Source organism: Pseudomonas sp. NPDC098747, from assembly GCF_044760045.1.
Taxonomy (GTDB): Bacteria; Pseudomonadota; Gammaproteobacteria; order Pseudomonadales; family Pseudomonadaceae; genus Aquipseudomonas.
This window is the reverse complement of record NZ_JBIWAL010000006.1, coordinates 108,843-127,527: the sequence shown is the minus strand read 5'-3', so window position 1 is coordinate 127,527 and position 18,685 is coordinate 108,843. Positions and strand designations below refer to the sequence as shown.

16 protein-coding genes and 1 pseudogene are annotated in these 18,685 nt (G+C 59.9%); 10 read left to right on the top strand and 7 right to left on the bottom strand.

What is annotated here, in order from left to right; genetic code table 11:
* The first annotated feature begins 192 nt into the window (after positions 1-192).
* Genes mpl through ACIQVE_RS05835 form a run of 3 tightly spaced genes read left to right on the top strand, consistent with a single transcriptional unit; the run spans position 193 to position 2,463 of the window.
* The gene (gene mpl / locus ACIQVE_RS05845) at positions 193-1,542 is read left to right on the top strand and encodes a UDP-N-acetylmuramate:L-alanyl-gamma-D-glutamyl-meso-diaminopimelate ligase (protein ID WP_402805474.1); all 1,350 of its coding nucleotides are present in this window, start codon (positions 193-195) and stop codon (positions 1,540-1,542) included.
* The gene (gene ubiX / locus ACIQVE_RS05840; RefSeq protein WP_150595227.1) at positions 1,539-2,186 is read left to right on the top strand and encodes a flavin prenyltransferase UbiX; all 648 of its coding nucleotides are present in this window, start codon (positions 1,539-1,541) and stop codon (positions 2,184-2,186) included. Before mpl ends, ubiX begins: the two co-directional genes overlap by 4 nt.
* A complete protein-coding gene (locus ACIQVE_RS05835) occupies positions 2,179-2,463 on the top strand; it encodes a YceK/YidQ family lipoprotein (protein ID WP_402805471.1) in 285 nt (94 codons plus the stop codon). Before ubiX ends, ACIQVE_RS05835 begins: the two co-directional genes overlap by 8 nt.
* Before the next feature lie 135 nt (positions 2,464-2,598).
* On the opposite strand, the gene ACIQVE_RS05830 is transcribed toward ACIQVE_RS05835, so the two are convergent.
* From ACIQVE_RS05830 to ACIQVE_RS05820, 3 genes are all read right to left on the bottom strand, one after another.
* On the bottom strand, positions 2,599-3,240 hold the full coding sequence (locus ACIQVE_RS05830) for an oxidoreductase (protein ID WP_402805469.1): 642 nt from the start codon (positions 3,238-3,240) through the stop codon (positions 2,599-2,601).
* Positions 3,241-3,267: 27 nt separating this feature from the next.
* Positions 3,268-4,995 carry a C13 family peptidase gene (locus tag ACIQVE_RS05825; RefSeq protein WP_402805466.1) on the bottom strand — a complete coding sequence of 576 codons (1,728 nt, stop codon included), beginning with the start codon at positions 4,993-4,995 and terminating at the stop codon, positions 3,268-3,270.
* Positions 4,996-5,105: 110 nt separating this feature from the next.
* Positions 5,106-5,561: a MaoC family dehydratase gene (locus ACIQVE_RS05820; RefSeq protein WP_402805463.1), complete on the bottom strand. Its 456-nt coding sequence runs from the start codon at positions 5,559-5,561 to the stop codon at positions 5,106-5,108.
* Positions 5,562-5,741: 180 nt separating this feature from the next.
* On the opposite strand from ACIQVE_RS05820, the gene ACIQVE_RS05815 reads away from it, so the two are divergent.
* From ACIQVE_RS05815 to ACIQVE_RS05805, 3 genes are read left to right on the top strand one after another with little or no spacing between them, the layout of a single operon-like run.
* Entirely contained in the window at positions 5,742-6,104 is a 363-nt protein-coding gene (locus tag ACIQVE_RS05815; protein WP_402805460.1) for a CidA/LrgA family protein, read from the top strand.
* The gene (locus ACIQVE_RS05810; RefSeq protein ID WP_402805458.1) at positions 6,104-6,820 is read left to right on the top strand and encodes an LrgB family protein; all 717 of its coding nucleotides are present in this window, start codon (positions 6,104-6,106) and stop codon (positions 6,818-6,820) included. Before ACIQVE_RS05815 ends, ACIQVE_RS05810 begins: the two co-directional genes overlap by 1 nt.
* Positions 6,821-6,830: 10 nt before the next feature.
* The gene (locus ACIQVE_RS05805; RefSeq protein WP_402805456.1) at positions 6,831-7,421 is read left to right on the top strand and encodes an LON peptidase substrate-binding domain-containing protein; all 591 of its coding nucleotides are present in this window, start codon (positions 6,831-6,833) and stop codon (positions 7,419-7,421) included.
* Between the two features lie 42 nt (positions 7,422-7,463).
* Here the strand turns inward: ACIQVE_RS05805 and ACIQVE_RS05800 are convergent, their stop codons facing one another.
* From ACIQVE_RS05800 to ACIQVE_RS05785, 4 genes are all read right to left on the bottom strand, one after another.
* Positions 7,464-10,937 (bottom strand): calcium-binding protein, encoded by a 3,474-nt coding sequence (locus ACIQVE_RS05800; RefSeq protein WP_402805454.1) that lies wholly within the window; start codon positions 10,935-10,937, stop codon positions 7,464-7,466.
* Positions 10,938-11,011: 74 nt separating this feature from the next.
* On the bottom strand, positions 11,012-13,045 hold the full coding sequence (locus tag ACIQVE_RS05795; RefSeq protein WP_402805452.1) for a hypothetical protein: 2,034 nt from the start codon (positions 13,043-13,045) through the stop codon (positions 11,012-11,014).
* A 352-nt stretch (positions 13,046-13,397) separates the two neighbouring features.
* Complete coding sequence (locus tag ACIQVE_RS05790; protein WP_402805450.1) at positions 13,398-14,714, bottom strand: bifunctional DedA family/phosphatase PAP2 family protein; 1,317 nt, start codon at positions 14,712-14,714, stop codon at positions 13,398-13,400.
* A gap of 171 nt (positions 14,715-14,885) precedes the next feature.
* A complete protein-coding gene (locus tag ACIQVE_RS05785; RefSeq protein ID WP_402805448.1) occupies positions 14,886-15,605 on the bottom strand; it encodes a DNA-3-methyladenine glycosylase in 720 nt (239 codons plus the stop codon).
* A 177-nt stretch (positions 15,606-15,782) separates the two neighbouring features.
* Between ACIQVE_RS05785 and ACIQVE_RS05780 the strand changes: the two genes are divergently transcribed.
* The 4 genes and pseudogenes from ACIQVE_RS05780 (at position 15,783) to rlmH (ending at position 18,685) form a co-directional block, all read left to right on the top strand.
* Positions 15,783-17,054 (top strand): glutamate-5-semialdehyde dehydrogenase, encoded by a 1,272-nt coding sequence (locus ACIQVE_RS05780; protein ID WP_402805445.1) that lies wholly within the window; start codon positions 15,783-15,785, stop codon positions 17,052-17,054.
* Positions 17,023-17,641: pseudogene (gene nadD / locus ACIQVE_RS05775) on the top strand (nicotinate-nucleotide adenylyltransferase). Before ACIQVE_RS05780 ends, nadD begins: the two are co-directional and overlap by 32 nt.
* Positions 17,642-17,713: 72 nt before the next feature.
* Positions 17,714-18,208 carry a ribosome silencing factor gene (rsfS, locus tag ACIQVE_RS05770; protein WP_402805442.1) on the top strand — a complete coding sequence of 165 codons (495 nt, stop codon included), beginning with the start codon at positions 17,714-17,716 and terminating at the stop codon, positions 18,206-18,208.
* Between the two features lie 9 nt (positions 18,209-18,217).
* A complete protein-coding gene (gene rlmH / locus ACIQVE_RS05765; RefSeq protein WP_402805440.1) occupies positions 18,218-18,685 on the top strand; it encodes a 23S rRNA (pseudouridine(1915)-N(3))-methyltransferase RlmH in 468 nt (155 codons plus the stop codon).

Genomic DNA, 18,685 nt, shown 5'->3' with positions numbered 1-18,685 from the left:
CGGTCGCTCAGGTCGACGTATGGCAAAAGACACCTCGGTCAGCCCCCTCTCCCTCCGGGAGAGGGCTGGGGTGAGGGTAGCAATCCTGAGCCATACCGAAATGTTGCGTCCACCCAATCCCGGCCCATCACCTAAAGAGTGCGATTTCCCCCTCCCTACGCTAACCTGCGGCCATGTTTTACGAGGTCGACTATGCACATTCATATTCTGGGTATCTGCGGGACTTTCATGGGCTCGATGGCGGTTCTGGCCAAAGAGCTGGGCCATCACGTGACCGGCTCCGACGCCAACGTCTATCCGCCAATGAGCACACAGCTTGAAGCCCAGGGCATTCAGCTGACGCAGGGCTACGATCCGGCCCAGCTCGATCCGGCACCGGATCTGGTGGTGATCGGTAACGCCATGTCGCGCGGCAATCCGGCGGTGGAATATGTGCTGAACAAAGGCCTGCCATACGTGTCCGGCCCGCAGTGGCTGGCTGATCATGTGCTGCAAGGCCGATGGGTGCTGGCCGTCGCCGGCACCCACGGCAAAACCACCACCAGCAGCATGCTCGCCTGGGTGCTGGAACACGCCGGCATGAGCCCGGGTTTCCTGATCGGTGGCGTGCCGCAGAACTTCTCGGTGTCGGCACGTCTGGGCGGTACGCCGTTTTTCGTGATCGAGGCCGACGAGTACGACAGCGCCTTCTTCGACAAGCGCTCGAAATTCGTTCACTACCGCCCGCGCACTGCGATCCTCAACAACCTTGAGTTCGATCACGCGGACATCTTCCCTGATCTGCCGGCCATCGAGCGTCAGTTCCACCATTTGGTGCGCACCATCCCAAGCGAAGGCCTGGTGATCCATCCGACCACCGAACCTGCATTGCAGCGGGTGATCGAGATGGGCTGCTGGACTCCGGTGCAAACCACCGGTGCGGGCGGTCAGTGGCAGGTCAAATTGCTCAGTGAAGACGGTTCGGCGTTCGAAGTGATGTTCGAAGGCGTGTCCCAAGGCACGGTCGAGTGGGAATTGACTGGCCTGCACAACGTCGCCAATGCCTTGGCTGCTCTGGCGGCTGCGCGTCATGTCGGCGTGGTGCCATCGATGGGCATCGCTGGATTGAGCGCGTTCAAGAACGTTAAACGCCGGATGGAGAAAGTCGCTGAAGTGCGCGGCATCACCATCTACGACGACTTCGCCCATCACCCGACCGCGATCGCCACCACGCTTGATGGCTTGCGCAAGCGCATCGGTGATGCACCGTTGATCGCGATCATCGAACCTCGTTCCAACTCGATGAAGCTCGGCGCGCACCGTGACGGTTTGCCGGACAGTGTGAACGATGCCGATCAGGTGATCTGGTACGCCCCGGCCAACCTCGGTTGGGATCTGGCCGCCACCGCTGCGCTGTGCAAAGTGCCGTCGATTGTCAGCGATTCGCTGGAAGGCATCATCGAACGCGTGAAGAGTCAGGCTCAGCCCGGTACGCACGTGGTGATCATGAGCAACGGCGGCTTCGGCGGTCTGCACGGCAAACTCGCCGAGGCGCTGCAATGAACACTTTTTCGCAGAACGGCGGCCCGGAACGCATCACGCTGGCGATGACCGGCGCTTCCGGCGCGCAGTACGGTTTGCGCCTGCTCGATTGTCTGGTGCGGGAAGATCGCGAGGTGCACTTCCTGATCTCCAAGGCTGCGCAACTGGTGATGGCGACTGAGACCGACGTCTCGCTGCCGCCCAAGCCGCAGATGATGCAAGCGTTCCTCACCGAATACACCGGGGCTGCCGCCGGGCAGATCCGCGTGTACGGCAAGGAAGACTGGATGTCGCCGGTGGCCTCGGGCTCCGGTGCGCCAGCGGCGATGGTGGTGGTGCCGTGCTCGACCGGGACACTGTCGGCCATTGCGACGGGGGCCTGCAACAACTTGATCGAACGTGCAGCAGACGTCACCTTGAAGGAACGTCGCCAACTGATTCTGGTACCGCGTGAGGCGCCGTATTCGAGCATTCATCTGGAGCACATGCTCAAGCTGTCGAACATGGGCGTGACCATTCTGCCGGCCTCGCCGGGCTTCTATCACCAGCCGCAGACCATCGATGATCTGATCGATTTCGTCGTGGCGCGGATTCTTAACTTGCTGGGCATTCCGCAGGACATGCTGCCGCGTTGGGGTGAGCATCATCTGAGCAGCGATGAATAAGCTGCTGGTAATTGTGCTGGCGCTGCAACTGACCGGGTGCGCCACTGCGCGCACGCTGGACGCGGCGAAACCGGGGGCGCCGGTGGTGTATTCCGGGACGCGGCTGGATTTGTATGCGCTGAACGGCGGCTGTTGTGCGATGGATCGATTTGGCGCTGAGGCGCCGAGTTATCCGGGCGTGGACCTGCCGGCGAGTGCATTGCTGGATACGCTGTTGTTGCCGCTGTCGCTGCTCACTGTGCTCGGTGTAGGCTTTCAGGCAACTGGCGGATTATAGGGGAGCGCTGCGCACTCCATTCGCGGGCAAGCCACGCTCCCACAGGGATTGATGTCGTACGCTAAATTTGTACTCGCCGATGATCACTGTGGGAGCGGGCTTGCCCGCGAAGAGGCTAGCCCGGGCACCCTGAGTTTACTTGCCGAGTTTGCGCAGATCATCCGACTCAATTACCCGAACCCCATCCTGCTCTTCCAGCGCCAGCCGCCACATTGCCCGGGCCAGTTGGCAGGCTTCGATGCCGCGGTATTTGCCCGGAATCAATTTCGCAAACGGTGCAGCAAGCTGCTCGCCCAAGCGTGGCTCGGAACGTTCGCCAAGTAAAAGCGACGGCCGGCAAATGGTCAGTTGCGGCCAGTCTTGCGCGCGCAATGCCTGCTCCATTTCACCCTTGACCCGATTGTAGAAAACCGATGATTTCGGATCGGCGCCGATTGCGCTGATCACGATCAGATGCCGCGCGCCCATCTCCCGCGCGCGCTTGGCAAACGCCACGACCATGTCCAGATCAACGGCGCGAAACGCAGCTTCGGAGCCGGCCTGCTTGATGGTGGTGCCGAGGCAGCAATAGGCGATGTCGACGCGACCGCTGAGCTGCGGCAGAAATGCCTGTGGATCACCGACCGGATTTTCCAAGTGCGGATGCTCGGCCAGTGGCCGACGGGAAGGGGCGAGGACGCGAGAAATCGTTGGCTCGTTGAGCAAACGGTCGAGTAGATGTTCACCAGTCAAACCGGTGGCTCCGGCAAGCAATACGTGCTGAGGCGTCAAGTACATAGTGTCTCTCCCTTGATACTGTTCAGCTTAGTTGCTCTTTGTCGCTCCGTCGTTCAACGCAGCACTTTGCAAAGCTTTTCTCGCTTGCTGTTTACGCAGCAGTTGCCAGTGCGACAGCACGGTTTTCGGTGCCCAGATCTGCGGCTCCGAGGCTTCAAAATTGTCCGCCAGTTCACGCTCGGCGACGGTGGCCTTGGCCAGTTTGAAGGCTTGCTCCAGATCGTCGGTCTGGTTCAGTGCCTGGGCGAACAGTGCATCGCCGAAAAAGGTGAAGTTGGCTTCCTCGGAGCAACCGAAGGACACCCGATCAGCGCGCGAAGCGGTCATGATCAGCGTGCGTTCATCTTTGAGGGCCGGGATGAAACCGCCGGAGTAGCACGCGGAAATCACGATGATCTTGTCGCGGTTTTTCAGCGGTGCGAGCACGGCGGCGAGTTCGTCGGCGGGCAGGTCGGCCAGTTCCATGCGTGGCTGGTCGAGCACCAGTTCGTGTTCGGCGGTGCCGTGGCTGGTCAGGTAGATGAACAGCAAGTCTTCCGGGCCGCTGCGCTCGGCCAGGGTTTGTGCGGCGCGGCGCAGGTTCTCGCGGGTGGCCATCGGCCGGTCGCCGAGGTGGTCGCGGTGGTTGACCAGACGGATCTGGCCATGCGCGCCGAAACGCGTATTGAGCATGTTGGCGACGTAGTCGGATTCGCGCAGGAACACGCTCTGCTTGCCGTCGCCGCCGAGGGTCAGGGTGTACAACTCGACCGTAGGCGTCGAGGCCGGAATCGCCGCCAATGCCTCGTCGAGTAAACGGCCCTGGGCGAGCAAGCCGAGTTCGAGGGTGTCGGGCAATAACTTGCCATCGGCGTCGCGCACGCGCTGGCCGTTTACCCAAGTGCCGCTCATCACGCTGCCGTCGGTCAGCACCAGCGTGCCGCGTCCGGCGTAACTGTCGTTGTCGAATCCGCCGATATAGAAGCTGCCATCGGACAGGTTCAAGCGGCCCTGACCGCTGAAGCGCCAGTCGCTGAAGGAACCGACGTAATGGCTGCCGTCGGCACCGATCAGTTCGCCCTTGCCGGTCAGTGCGCCTTCCTTGAATTGGCCGAGCCAGACATCGCCATCCGCGTTTTCGTAGCGGCCCTTGCCGTGCAGTTGGTTGTTCTTGAAGCCGCCGACATAGATGTCGCCGTCAGCGCTGTTGAACGTACCGTTGCCTTCCAACTGACCGTTGACGAAATGGCCAGTGAACGAGTTGCCGCTGGAATCACCGCGCTGGCCCTCGCCATTGGGTTTGCCGTGGGCAAACTGGCCTTGATAAGAGCTGCCGTCGTCCATTTCGAGACGGCCGAGCCCGGAATATTGATCAGCCTTGAACTCGCCACGGTAGGTCATGGCGTTTTCTTTCAGCGTGCCTTCGCCCTCACGCCGGCCCTGTTTGAAACCGCCGGTGTAACTGCTGGCATTGGTGGTCAGGCTGCCCTGGCCGTCGAACAAACCTTGCTGGAACTGGCCGCGATAAATCTCGCCATTGCTGCCATGCCATTCGCCCTGCCCATGCCACTGCCCCTTGTCGAACTGCCCCGCGTACCAGCTGCCGTTGGGGTAGTCGACCCGTCCCTGACCTTGCAGCAAGCCATCGACCAACTCGCCGCGATAGCGTCCGCCGTCCGGCAGGCGCGCATCCGGGGGCAACAGCGATTCGCCGTCGCCGCAAGCGGCAAGCAACAGGGTCAAGGCAAGGGGTGCAAGACGAGCGAGTGAGCGCATAGCGGGATCCGGGCAATTAGGCGACCGAGTATGCCGCAGCTATGTGACCTTATACAGCCGCTGAAGGGGAGCGGATGCGAAACAGCGTGCGCCACTTCGCATCCCGGCGCTTAAACGAAGCAGAGCGACAGCGGTTCAGCGATGTAGGCCGGTTTGTCCGAGCCTTCTATCTCAAGTGTCGCGGTGGCTTTGAGCAGCCACTGGCCAGGTTTTTTCTCGGTCACTTCAACCATGTCGACCTTGAGGCGGACTTTCGAATTGACCTTCACGGGCTGGATGAAACGCACGCTGTCAAGACCGTAGTTGACGACCATTTTCACGCCTTCGGGCAGGATCAGGATGTCTTCCATCAGTTTGGGGATCAGCGACAACGACAGGAAACCGTGGGCAATGGTGCTGCCAAAAGGCGTTTGCGCGGCTTTGACCGGGTCAACATGAATGAACTGATAATCACCGGTGGCTTCGGCGAACAGGTTGATGCGTTCCTGATCGATGGTGAGCCATTCGGAACGTCCGAGTTCCTTGCCGACATAATCTTTGAGCTCTGCAACTGGAACATAGGGCATTGAGACTCTCCTTGGGTTCATCTGTTTTATAGTTTTTCAGGTGGGGGATTTGACCGCCCTGCGAACCACTGTAGATCATCATGGCAATTTGCTCAGGTCAACCGACCATGCTTTTGGCGAATGCCGATCCATAGCGCAGCCATGCTTATAATGCCGGGCGCTTTTTGTCGGAGATGTCAGATGTTGTTACGTGGCCTGACCCTGCTGGTGCTGTTCCAATTGCTCGGCACGGCACTCAATCATTTACTGTTGCCGGTGCTGCCGGGGCCGATCATCGGTCTGCTGCTGTTGCTGGTGTTCCTGATCATTCGCGGTGAAGTCGGCGAGCCGCTGAATCTGGCGGCCGGCAGCCTGCTGCGCTATCTGCCGTTGCTGCTGGTGCCGCCCGCCGTGGGCGTGATGGTTTACGCCACGGCGATTGCCGCCGATTTCTGGGCGATTGTCGGCGCCCTCGTGGTGTCACTGATTCTGTCGATGGCCTTTGCTGGCGTGCTGATGCAGCGCTTGGTCAAGCGTCATGCGCAGCCGTCGGAGGAGTCCTGATGCTCTTCGATTGGCAAGGTGCCTGGATGTCGGTGATTCATCATCCATTGTTCGGCATCGGTATTACCCTTGGCGCCTATCAACTGGTGCTGGCGGCGTTTGAGAAAACCCGCTGGATCTTTCTGCAACCGGTGCTGGTCTCCATGCTGTTGGTGATCGGCGTGTTGGTCGGCTGTGGCCTGACGTACGCCGAGTACCGCAAGAGCACCGAGATCCTCAGTATCCTGCTCGGGCCGGCGACGGTGGCGCTGGCGGTGCCGCTGTATCTCAATCTGCGGCGTATTCGCCAATTGTTCTGGCCGATTTTTACTACGCTGGTGATAGGCGGGGTGGTCGCCACGGGTATGGGCGTTCTGCTGGGGTGGTGGTTTGGCGCTGATCACATGATTCTGATGACCATGGCGCCGAAGTCGGTGACCTCACCGATTGCGATGCTGGTGGCCGAGCAGATCGGTGGCGTTGCGGCGCTGGCGGCGGTGTTCGTGCTGATCACCGGAGTCATCGGCGCGATCTTCGGCCCGACGCTGTTGACCCGCCTCGGCGTGCACAGCCCCGAAGCGCGCGGCATGGCATTGGGCATGACCGCGCATGCTGTCGGCACGGCGGTGGCGATGCAAGAAAGTGATGAGACCGGCGCCTTCGCGGCGTTGGCAATGAGTCTGATGGGCGTGGCCACGGCGGTGTTCCTGCCGTTGGCGGTGTCGATGGTGGTGTAAGGAAATGTCTATGAGTCTGCCGCTTTTCCCGTTGAACACAGTGCTGTTTCCCGGCTGCAACCTCGACTTGCAGCTCTTCGAGGCGCGGTACCTGGACATGATCGGTCGCTGCATGAAACAGGGCGGCGGCTTTGGTGTGGTGTGCATCCTCGACGGCCATGAAGTCGGTGTTGCTCCCGCAGGTTATGCGCTGGTTGGCTGTGAGGCGCGGATCACCGATTTCCAGCAGCAGGACAACGGCCTGTTGGGCATTCGCGTGCAAGGCGGGCGGCGCTTCCATGTGCTGCGCACCGAAGTGCAGCGCGACCAGTTGATCCTCGCCGACGTCGAGTGGCTGGAGGACGAACCCGAGCAACCCTTGCAGGATGAAGACGCGGACCTGGTGGCGCTGCTCAAGGCGCTGGCCGAGCACCCGATGGTCGAGGCGTTGAGCATGGGCACCGAAGCCGTTGGCCAGCAGTCACTGGCCAATCAGTTGGCCTACCTGTTGCCTTTCGCCGAAGAAGACAAGATCGACCTGCTGCAACTCGACGACCCACAGCAGCGACTGGATGCGATCCAGGCGCTGCTCGATGAGTTGCAAGGTGAGTTGTTTGCCTAGCGTGACCCAACCTCGCGGCATGCTCTGACTGATCGCGGCGCTTTAATAAGCCTGCAACGGAGTCGATGGGCTGATGACCAATTCTTCATCTTTGATGCGGTAACTTGGCTGGTTATCCACACCCCAATAATCATTCGTGGCGTTGTAGATCACGTTTGCGCCAACTGTCTGGTCGGTGAAGATATTGCGAACCTTCACTTCGCCAGCCAAATGGTGGCGCGCGTGATGTGCACCAAGGTCTTCGCGCAAGGCGTTGACGCTGGTGTAGGCCTGCGCGTTGACTTCGTAAAGTTGCAGCGTTTCGAACACCAGGTTGATCTCATAGATATTGCCGCAGGAGCTGACTACGTGGACGGTCTCGACCGGGACATCGGGGTCTTCGGTGCTGGGTAACTTGATGATGACAGTCCCCAGATGCAGGGTCGTACCCTCAAGGCGTATTTCATCGCCAGTGATCGTTTCCTTCATGTATGCGGTATTAATCGTCCAGGTCGATGCATCGGCGGTTTTTGCTTCGGCCCCCGGTGTTGCCAGGCTGATGATCGCGTTGCTGGCAGGGAATACTTCGTACTTGGCACTTTGGCCACGCAGTGCGTAAATGCCTTGAGGTGAGTTCGCCTTGATTTCGATCTTGGCGTTATGCGCAGGGAGCAAGGTTTGCTGGGTGATTCGCGGCTCGCTGAATGCATACTGCCCATGGCGCAGTTTCAGGCATTCGCGAGCATCGCGACCCTGGAGGCCTGCGCGTTTTACATCCTGCGCATACTCAAGCCTTGGCGGAATCAGTCGGGAGGATTTTCCATCACGAAAAATCAGCACGACCTCATTGGCCATGTGCAATCCATTGGTGAGAATGCCACCGCCGCTATTGAAAGACGCGGCATGTCGCTCGCTAATGACACCGACGAAGTTGATCACCCTGGACGGGATGAACAGGCTCAGGTTGATATGGCTGTACATAAGTGAAGAGAAACCAGAGACACCTTGGCGTACATCAATGTCGTAGTTGATATGAGCGTCGCCCACGTCTTCAAGATGACAGTCGAGGTAGATTGTGGTGGCGGTGTTACGTGCGCCACTGGCGTCAAACACGATCTTGCCGTCACCCTGTGGCACGAAATAATGCTTCGCGCTGGAGTTGGTAATCGAGACTTTCCCTCCGTTGAGGATGCTCAGGGCGGGCGCAAGTCGTCCTGGTACAGTCAGGGCCACTTCAACATCGTGGTCATCGGCGTCATTTAGCGAGGTGGGCAATACCGGTACTAATTCATAACCATCGCGGGTCTTGAAGAGCAACTGATGATTGTGGATCAAGCGCTGGCCGTTCAGCGCTTGGTAAACGTTTTTGATGGTCAGGACATGCTCGGGGAGTTCGCCGTCTTCGCCACGCAACGAACGTACGACCAGCGAAGTGCCGATGATCTGCCAGCGTTGAATGGTTGCCAGCGGCCAGCCGAATTCGATCAGGCTCGACTGCTCGCCATCCTCGACAATCGTCGCCTCAACGGAAGTGTCGGTAACGAGGTAACGATCCCTGCCGACGCCGCCATTCACGTGGCAGTGCGTTCCGCGAATGACGATGGTGTCGTCGCCAGCGGCGGCATCAACGATATCCAAACCGTTGGCGGTGATCCGGTTGGCGGCGTCGCTGCCGGTGACCCGACTCGCGCCACCGTTCAGCGTCGAGACATTCTCGATGGAGGTGGTCTGGGCAATTTTTATCGCTGCCGTCGCCGTCCCGGCACTGTGCAGGCTGATTTCGCCGCTGTGCAGATTGACGTCGTAACCTTGCTGGCGGGTATCCGTGGAGGGGCGCCTGCCGGTGAAGGAGAGCAGATCCGAGCCGTCGCCACCGTCAAGATTGCTGATTGCTGCCGGTGGCAATTCCCGGTCCAGTTCGGTGCGGGTTACCTCGTAGTGGAATTCGTCGTCCTTGTCGCCGCCGTCGAGGGTTTTCGGGTCTGCTCGGTAGATGAAGAAGTTGGATTTTTTTTTCACCCCGGTGATCCGGTCCTGGCCATCTCCCAGGCGCCACAAGATGCCTTTGTCGTCGCCCAGCGTGCCCGTTACTACGCCGCCGAGATTCTGCGGCAAGCCATCGCCGGCATCGAGGACATCAGCGGTTTCCAGCACCACCGGCTCGTGACTGATCTTGAACGGTTGTTCGCCTGCGGCGGCATTCCATTGATGCTTCCAGAGTTTCACCGGTTGCAAGGTGACGTGGAAGCTGCCGTTGACCACGTGTTCGACGTAGTTGCGGTATGCGCCCTCAAGCAGATCCTTGGCGGAGCGCTCGATCTGCCGGCTGTGATCGCCCAGGGCTTTGGCGACTTTGTAGCGGTCCAGGACGTCCTGGTCCAGTTCCTGGCGGGTGAAGGCGAACCAGCCGGAGCGCAAACGTTCGTGCGCGCTCAACTCGATGTAGTCGTCGATATCGTCGACGATCCGCGCAGCGCGATAGATTTCTGCGCCCAGTACCAGCACTGCCGCCGCAAGAATTCCCACCGGCCCTGCGATATTCCCGAAACCAGCCAGCGCGGCGAGGCCGAGGGCGATACTCACTCCCGCACCGGCCACGCTCATCGCGCCGCTGACGTAGTGATCCTGAGCTTCCTTGCCCTGCGCAGCCGCCGCAGCATTGAAGGATTTCACCGCGCCGATGATGTCGAAGGGCAGTGTGATGGCGCTGGCGAACAACCCGGCACCGCGTCCGAGTACCTTTCCCGTCGACGTCGTTGAGAAACGCTGGAAAATCACCCCGTTGCTCTTGAGCATCGCTTCGCCGGTCTTGGTCAGGCCGCGCTCGATGATCAGTGAACCGAGTTCAGTGACAACCGCGCCACCGTTGAACGCCGCTTCGCCCCAGTCGCCAGTCTTGATTGCATCCGCCACACCGGCCAGGCCGCTATAGATGCCGTAAGCTTGCAGGCCGACACCCGCGCCGTTGAGTACGGAGCTCTTGGCTTTGCTGACCCAAGCGGGCAAATGGTCATAGACATCGACGCGATGAATGTCGAGCTTTTGTGCGGCGTCGACGAGTCTGTCAAAGCGCTCCATCGGGCTGCCAGGCGCTAGCGGTTCGGCGGCATCGAAAACCGGTGGCGCACTGATGGAGCGTTTGCAGGCCAATTCGTAGAAGAAGGTGGCAGCCGTGCTGTCAGTCGGGGCGGCGGTTCTGATCCGGAACTCGACGGTGTCCGGGTTGAAACTCAGTGCGTCGAGAAAAGCCTGGTCGGCGGTTTTGATATTTGCGTTGTCTGCACTGATCGCGTGACCGGCGATTTTGGCGCCCATGGTCTCAAGCTCGACGCGGGTGATGGCGAACTCGCCAATGCGCAATGCACCCAGGCGTTTGTCGAGCGATCTGAGTGTGCGCGAAGACGGTTTTTCTGCGCCATCGACTACGGTGGGCGGCGGTTCGGGTTGGCCTGTCGGATCGATCGATGCATTGATCGGCGTGACGTATATGGCGTGTTCAGGTGGTTGCGAACGGGGAGACTCGATGGGTTTTGGCACAATTCAATCCTTTGAATAGTTGTTCTGAAGTGGCGGCTATAAATGCCGACGTGTCGCTTTGAAAAATTCCCGAGTTACGGCCAAATGATGTCGTCGGCGAATTCATCCTTGTTGCCCGACAGCCTGAGGATCGGTTTTCCGGCAGCTTCGACGGCGTTTATCAATTGGTCGTATTCGAATGTGTTACGGCTTCCGGCGTGTGTCATTTCTTCGATGTACTCGGCGCGGTCTGCGGCCAGCTCATTGATGTCGTCGACTTTTGCGCCTTTGCTGAGGGAAGAGTCGAGCAGCCAGATACGGTCGGCATTGATGCCCTTTTTATTGACTGAAACCAGGCCTTCGAAGTTGTCGTCGGGGAACCATGTCACCGGGTTGTCCGTGGCGCTGAGGTTGAACGAATAATTTTCTTCGCGAGGCATCACCTCCAGGCCGCGCGTGTCGAGTGCATAGATGAACATCACTTGCTGACGGTCTCGGGTGGTTGTGTATCGGCGATCGTGATCCCAGCCGATCGAGTCGTCGTTGTCTGAATCGGTTGATGTCGAGATGCTGTCAGTGTCGCTGTCGCTATCAGACGATGAGTCGTCAGTTGCCCGGCCGGGGTGCTTGTTTCGTTGAGTATTGAATCTCAAGTATTCGGGGTCGGGCGCGCTGCCGTACATCTGCGCTTCGTTGAGGCTGAAGGTGGCACTGATCGGTTTATCTGTGGTTGCGCCTGCGGTGTGCGCATAGCGGGGCAGCATCGCACTGTCGTTTGCCAGTTCGAATGGGGTGCGGTCATCACCGCGGAACAGGGCCGGGACGTCGGTTCGATAAAGGCAGTTGTTCTTGTTGCGCAAATAGCCCATCCGCGTGAGAAGTGCTTCGCGGAATGCGCCGGTCAAACTCTTCTCCGGGTCGTACCATGGGTGTCTGGCGCCCCGTTTCAGGTTCAGTTCGGCAGCGAATTGCTCACTGATTTGCGTCAGGTGCTGCGGCGCGGTGGCATCCTCCGTCATCCGTTTGTGCGCTGCGGCCCATTCAGGCATCACTAATTGCGTATTCATGTGTTGCTGCAGGCGGGTCAGCTGGCTGGGTAACAGGTTGTAAGACTGCAACCATGTTTCGCGCTGTGTCGGCGACATGCCTGGATACAGCCACCTGAGCGAGTCGCGGATCAGCGCCATCGCCGGGTTGCGCGCCTCATTTGGTGTAACCCAGTCGGGCCGTTGCCCACTGGTTTGCGCTTGGCTGCGAAAACGCTCGATAGCCTGTCCTTCGATACCGTATAGCTCCCAGATTTCCTGATCGGTCCAGTGCTTCAGATAAACCGGTTGAGCGTCGAAGCCTCCTGTGGGGGTGTCGATATGGGTCCAGCCGCCGTGCCCGTCGGCAAAGGCGAACAGCGTATGCGGCGCGCCTGAGTGTGGCTGCGCGCGGGGCGCGAACTCGTAATAACCCTGACGGTCTGGCGAGCGCCCGGTCAGAACATAATGAGCCGTATCGATACGGCGTGGCGGGTCTGTCGGGCGGTTGCGTTTGGCCTCGGTTGGCTGGTTTGCAGCGGGTAAGGGGCGTTTTTGTGCGGTGCTACTGGCGACTTCCAAAACATCGGTAACCGCAGGTGACTCGCTCAGGCGCCACGTCAAACGTGTTGGGTTTTTATAAACCGGCGGGCCGAGCGGATTGCGCTCGCTGAGTTTTTTCAACCGATAAGCGCCCATTACGCTATCGAAGTCGACATGTGCCATTTGTAACAGGCCTTCATGTTCGACTTCGACAAACTTGCGCCCGACGATATAAAGAAAACCCTCCTCATTCGGTTCGCCCATACCGCGCACAAATGCCTTGGATAACCAGTATTCCCTCACGGGTGTTGCATGAAGAGCGGAAATGCCTGCGCTCTGCCCGTGCATGGCGGTTATCACCACCGCCGGCGTGATGCTGACGGGGTCAACCGGTCGGGTGGTTGGCACAGGGTGGCTGTTGGAGTAGGTCCCATGGGCATCTGGCCCTGTCGCGCGGATTGAAATATCTGGCTGCGACTCGAATGTATCGGTGGTGGCGATTGTTTCCGGTGATTTGTGCAAGGGTGATGAGATGGTTTTACGCGGTGTTTTGGGGCTCATGAACTACTCGTTGATCATTGAATTATTTGGAGTGAATCATTGGGTGCAGATGTATGAAAAGTTGTTGCGAAGTTAATAAGCGGAAGTTGTGTTTCGTGATTTGTTTATGCAGGTGGAATTGGGTGAAAGCGCGCATCAATCTAATTGAATAATTAAATTGTGGAAGGCGCTGAAGTTGAATTTGGCTAACGGATGTGTAACGCGGTTTTTATTCGGGAGTTTGGGCGGGGACATTCAAGGGCAGTATTCGCCCATACAGAAACAACAACGCCCTCTGGGGCGCAAACCCGAGAGAGCGAAGAGTGATAGCGAAGCTGGATTTTGATTGGCGACGGCAAATGGCCCATTGCCGTCAGTAGGCGTACCGCAACAAGGTATTGGGCAGATGGCGCAAGGCGAAGAAACTGAACAGCACCAGCAGCGCCGGCAGGACAAGCCACCAGACTTTGAATGGCATGGCGTTCAGCGGGGTCTGACGCTGACTCAGCCACAACGCCGCCGCACACACGCACGACGCCAGCATGGCGCCGGCCACTACATCGGTCGGCCAATGCGCGCCCAGATACACCCGCGACAGGGCAATCGACAGTGCCGGTATGCACGCGATTGCCAGCCACGTCAGGCGCATGCGTGGCGGTTGCCCACGCCCGGCCAGCACGCCGAGGGTCAGGAACAGCGCGAACGCGCCCGACGAATGCCCGCTGGGCATGCTGAAACTGGTAAGCGGATCGGTCAGCACTTCCGGGCGTACCCGGGCGAAAAACTGTTTGGTCGCGGTATTCGCCAGCGCGGTGAAGAGCAGGGTGCCGCCGGCGAAAATCGCGTGGCGCCACTGCCGGCACAGCAGCAACAGACCCGTCAGCAGCGCGCTGAACATCAGCATGTTGTGGAACTCGCCGATGAGGGTGAAGGTGACCGCGATTTCGTCCAGCACCGGTTGCCGATGTTCCTGCACCAGCGTCATCACGCCCTGATCGAGTGCCGTCAGGAACGGAAAGCCGATGAACAGGCCAATCAGAATCAACAGGCTCATGCTGCTGATCCAGATCGTCGCGCGGCGGTGGCGGCGCAGGCTGCTGTTGACACTGAGGCCGACCATTGCCGCGATGCTGCCGGCGACGATCCCCGCTTCCAGCCAGAAACCTTCAGGCAACGGCAGACGGAAGGCTGCGCCAGTGGCCCAGCCCGGCAGCAGATAGGCCAGGGTCCAGCCGGCGGTGGCCAGCAGGCTGACGGCGGCGAAACGCGGGAAAGGCATGTCGCACATGCCAGCGACCATCGGCAGCATCGGCCGTAGCGGACCGATGAAGCGCCCGACTAACAGGCTGGCGATGCCGTAACGCTGGAAATAGCTTTCGGCGCCGCTCATCCATTCAGGATGATGGCGCAGCCCCGGCAGTCTGCGGATGTTCTGGTGGAAATGCCGGCCTACGAAGTACGAGATCACATCGCCGAGGATGCCGCCGAGAAAACCCAGCAACAGGGTCTCGCTCAGCGACAGTGCGCCGCTGCCGGCCAACACCGCGACGGCAAACAGCAACACCGTGCCCGGCACAATCAACCCGGCAATCGCCAGGCATTCGACAAAAGCCACAATGAACACCGCGACGGCCAGCCACTCTGGATTGGCTGCCAGCCACCCGGTCACGCTATCGAGCCATGGGCCCATACAAACAACTCCATCAAATCTTCAATTGATCCCGAAGGATGAATGCATTAATCAGCAGCTGATTGATCACCTGTGGGAGCGAGCTTGCTCGCGAAGGTGGCGTGTCAGGCGATACACGCGTTGACTGACACGGCCTCTTCGCGAGCAAGCTCGCTCCCACAGGAGGTTCCATCAATCATCCATTGTTGTCTTCTCGGGACACAGAAAATAATCGCGACCTTCGACCTGACCGCGACGCAGCGGGTTCCGCGTACACCATTGCGCATACGCGGCGTCGACGAAGCGGTACATCAGGTGTTCGTCACGGCCATGGGGAATACCCAAACGCGTCGTTTGAATGATGTGCGTGGGCGCCGGCCCCGTATCTTCCATCAACAGCAGTTCGTGATCAAAACGCTTGGCATCCCACATCGGCACCTTCAAACCCAATGCCTTGCACAACAAGGTCTGCCCGGCGCAGAGCTTCTGCGGTGGCCGCGGCCGACCTTGCGCATCCGGATTGTTCAACAGCATCTGCGCCAGACTCGCCGGGCCGCTGATTTCATCGACCCACGGATAAGCCGATTTGATCAGTACGGCATTGCCCGGCCCCTGCGCGCTGAAGTTCAGCGAGTCGCCGCCACGTGCGTAATACATATAGATGTGGCCGCCATCCAGAAACAAAGCCTTACGCTTTTCTGTGTAGCCGAGCGACGCATGGCTGCCTTTTTCCGCGCAGTAATAGGCTTCGGTTTCGATGATTCGCGCACTCAGCCACAAATCCCCGACCCGATGGCGGATGACTTTGCCGAGCAGATCCCGCGCCAGAACCTGGGCGTCGCGATCGAAAAAAGCGTCCGGGAGTCCCAGTGGCAGGCGCTCGGCACTGCTGCGAACGGTCAGGTTGGACATGGCAGACAACGTTTATCCAGGCTGAAGAGGTCGGGATGATAACAATTTGAGTCTTAATCACGGCTGAACGCTGGCAATTTGTAGTCCATTTCGACCATCCGCCCGTCACCGCTGTTAGTCCCGGGACGCGACAGCTATAATCTGCCGCTTTCCTCTTTGCCAAGACCCCAGCAGACCATGACTGAGTCCGTTCTTGACTACATGACCCGATTGGGTCGCGCCGCCCGCGAAGCTTCCCGGGTCATCGGCCGTGCCAGCACTGCGCAGAAAAACCGCGCCTTGCAGGCTGCTGCCAATGCCTTGGATGCGGCTCGCGCCGAGCTTGCGGCAGCCAATGAGCAGGATCTGGCCGCCGGTCGCGCCAGTGGTCTGGAGCCGGCATTGCTGGAGCGTCTGGAACTGACCCCGGCGCGCATAGACGGCATGATCGTCGGCCTGCGTCAGGTCGCTGCGCTGCCGGACCCGGTCGGCGCGATCCGTGACATGAGCTTTCGCCCGTCGGGGATTCAGGTCGGCAAGATGCGCGTGCCGTTGGGCGTGATCGGGATCATTTACGAATCCCGGCCCAACGTGACCATCGATGCTGCCAGCCTGTGCCTGAAGTCCGGCAACGCGACCATCCTGCGCGGCGGCTCCGAAGCGATTCATTCCAATCGTGCGATTGCGGCGTGCATTCAGCGGGGGCTGGCCGAAGCCGAACTGCCGGCCGCCGTGGTGCAAGTGGTTGAAACCACCGACCGTGCGGCCGTCGGCGCGATGATTACCATGCCCGAGTACGTCGATGTGATCGTGCCGCGCGGTGGTCGTGGCCTGATCGAACGCATCAGTCGCGATGCCCGCGTGCCGGTGATCAAGCATCTGGACGGCATCTGCCACGTTTACGTAAGTACCCACGCCGACCTGCCGAAAGCCCAGCGTATCGCCTTCAACGCCAAAACTTATCGTTATGGCATCTGCGGTGCGATGGAGACCTTGCTGGTCGATCAAGCGGTCGCCAAGGACTTCCTGCCATCGATGGCTGCCCAGTTCCGCGAAAAAGGCGTCGAACTGCGTGGTTGCGAGCGCACCCGGGCGATCATCGATGCCGTGGCCGCAAGTGAAGACGACTGGAACACCGAGTATCTAGCGCCGATTCTGTCGATCCGCGTCGTCGACGGTCTGGATCAGGCAATCGAACATATCAACCATTACGGCTCGCACCACACCGACTCGATCGTCAGCGAAAACCTCGCTGACACCCGGCGGTTCGTGGCCGAAGTTGACTCGGCGTCGGTGATGATCAACACCCCGACCTGCTTCGCCGACGGATTTGAATACGGATTGGGTGCCGAGATTGGCATTTCTACTGATAAGCTGCACGCCCGCGGCCCGGTGGGCCTCGAAGGACTGACCTGCGAGAAGTACATCGTGGTCGGTGATGGCCAGTTGCGCGGCCAGGCGACGGTCTGACTTGACCGACCTCGACCTGACAACGCCGCCGTCCGGCAGCGAACCCCGTCCTCGGCGCATTGGCGTACTGGGTGGTACGTTCGATCCGGTGCACATCGGCCATTTGCGCGGCGGCCTGGAAGTCGCCGAAGCGCTGGGGCTGGATGAACTGCGCCTGACGCCGAGCGCGCGGCCGCCGCATCGCGGCACGCCGCAAGTGTCGGCGCAGGACCGGTTGGCGATGGTCGAGTGCGCGGTGGCCGGAGTGCCGCCGCTGGTGGTGGACGCCCGCGAATTGCAGCGGGACAAACCGTCCTACACCATTGATACCCTGGAGTTGATGCGTGCTGAACTTGCCGCCGAGACCCAGGTTTTTCTGCTTTTGGGCTGGGACGCATTTTGCGGCCTGCCCACTTGGCATCGCTGGGAAGAGTTGCTCCAGCATTGCCACATCCTGGTGCTACAGCGCCCGGACGCCGACACCGCTCGCGGTCTCTGCCACCCAGATCCGTCAACTGCTGGCCAGCGGTAAGTCGGTACGTTTCCTGGTGCCCGACGCGGTCCTGGCCTACATCGATGCGCACGATCTGTATCGTGCGTCGAACTGAACAAGGCGTGCTTAACTGATACGAATCCACGTGTCGCCAAGCCGCCGAATACATGAGCAAAACGAGTTTTATATGACTGACAAAGACCTACCGAAAGTAAAACGCAAAGGCACGTTCAAGAGCGCTCCGCTGCCGGAAGTGGCCAACACCAACGAGCCGCTGAAGGGCGACGAACTGGTCAAGCTTGCTGTTGCCGCCCTGGAAGACGTCAAGGCGCAAGACATCCAGATTATCGATGTTCGCGAAAAGCAGAGCATCACTGACTACATGATCATCGCCACTGGTACGTCCAATCGCCAGATCAACGCGATGCTGGATAAGGTTCGCGAAGAAGTCAAAAAGCAGGGCGCCAAGCCGCTGGGCGAAGAAGGCAAGGGCGACAGCGACTGGGTGCTGCTCGACCTCGACCTGGTGATCGTGCACATGATGACCGCCTCGGCGCGTCAGTTCTACGACCTGGAGCGCCTGTGGGCCGGTGCCGAGCAAAGCCGTGCGGCAGACGCCAAGCACCACAGCCCGGAAAACACCCACGAGCATTTCACCAAGCTCAACAAAGACCAGCTGTAAGGGATTGCTGTGCGACTGCGAATGATCGCCGTCGGTTCACGCATGCCCAAGTGGGTGGAAGAAGGCTGGCATGAATATGCCAAGCGTCTTCCGTCCGAGCTGGCGCTGGAACTGGTGGAAATACCGCTCAATACCCGTGGCAAGAATGCCGACGTGGCCCGCTTCATCCGCCAGGAAGGCGAAGCCATGCTGGCCAAGGTCGGGCCGAACGAGCGGGTTGTCACGCTGGAAGTCCACGGCAAACCCTGGAGCACCGAGCAGCTTGCGGTCGAACTCGACCGTTGGCGGCTGGATTCGCGCACGGTCAACTTCATGGTTGGCGGCCCCGAGGGGCTGGCGCCGGAAGTCTGTGCCCGCGCAGATCAGCGCTGGTCGTTGTCGCCGCTGACCTTGCCGCATCCGCTGGTGCGGATCCTCATCGGCGAACAGCTGTACCGTGCCTGGACCGTGCTGTCCGGTCACCCTTACCACAAGTAA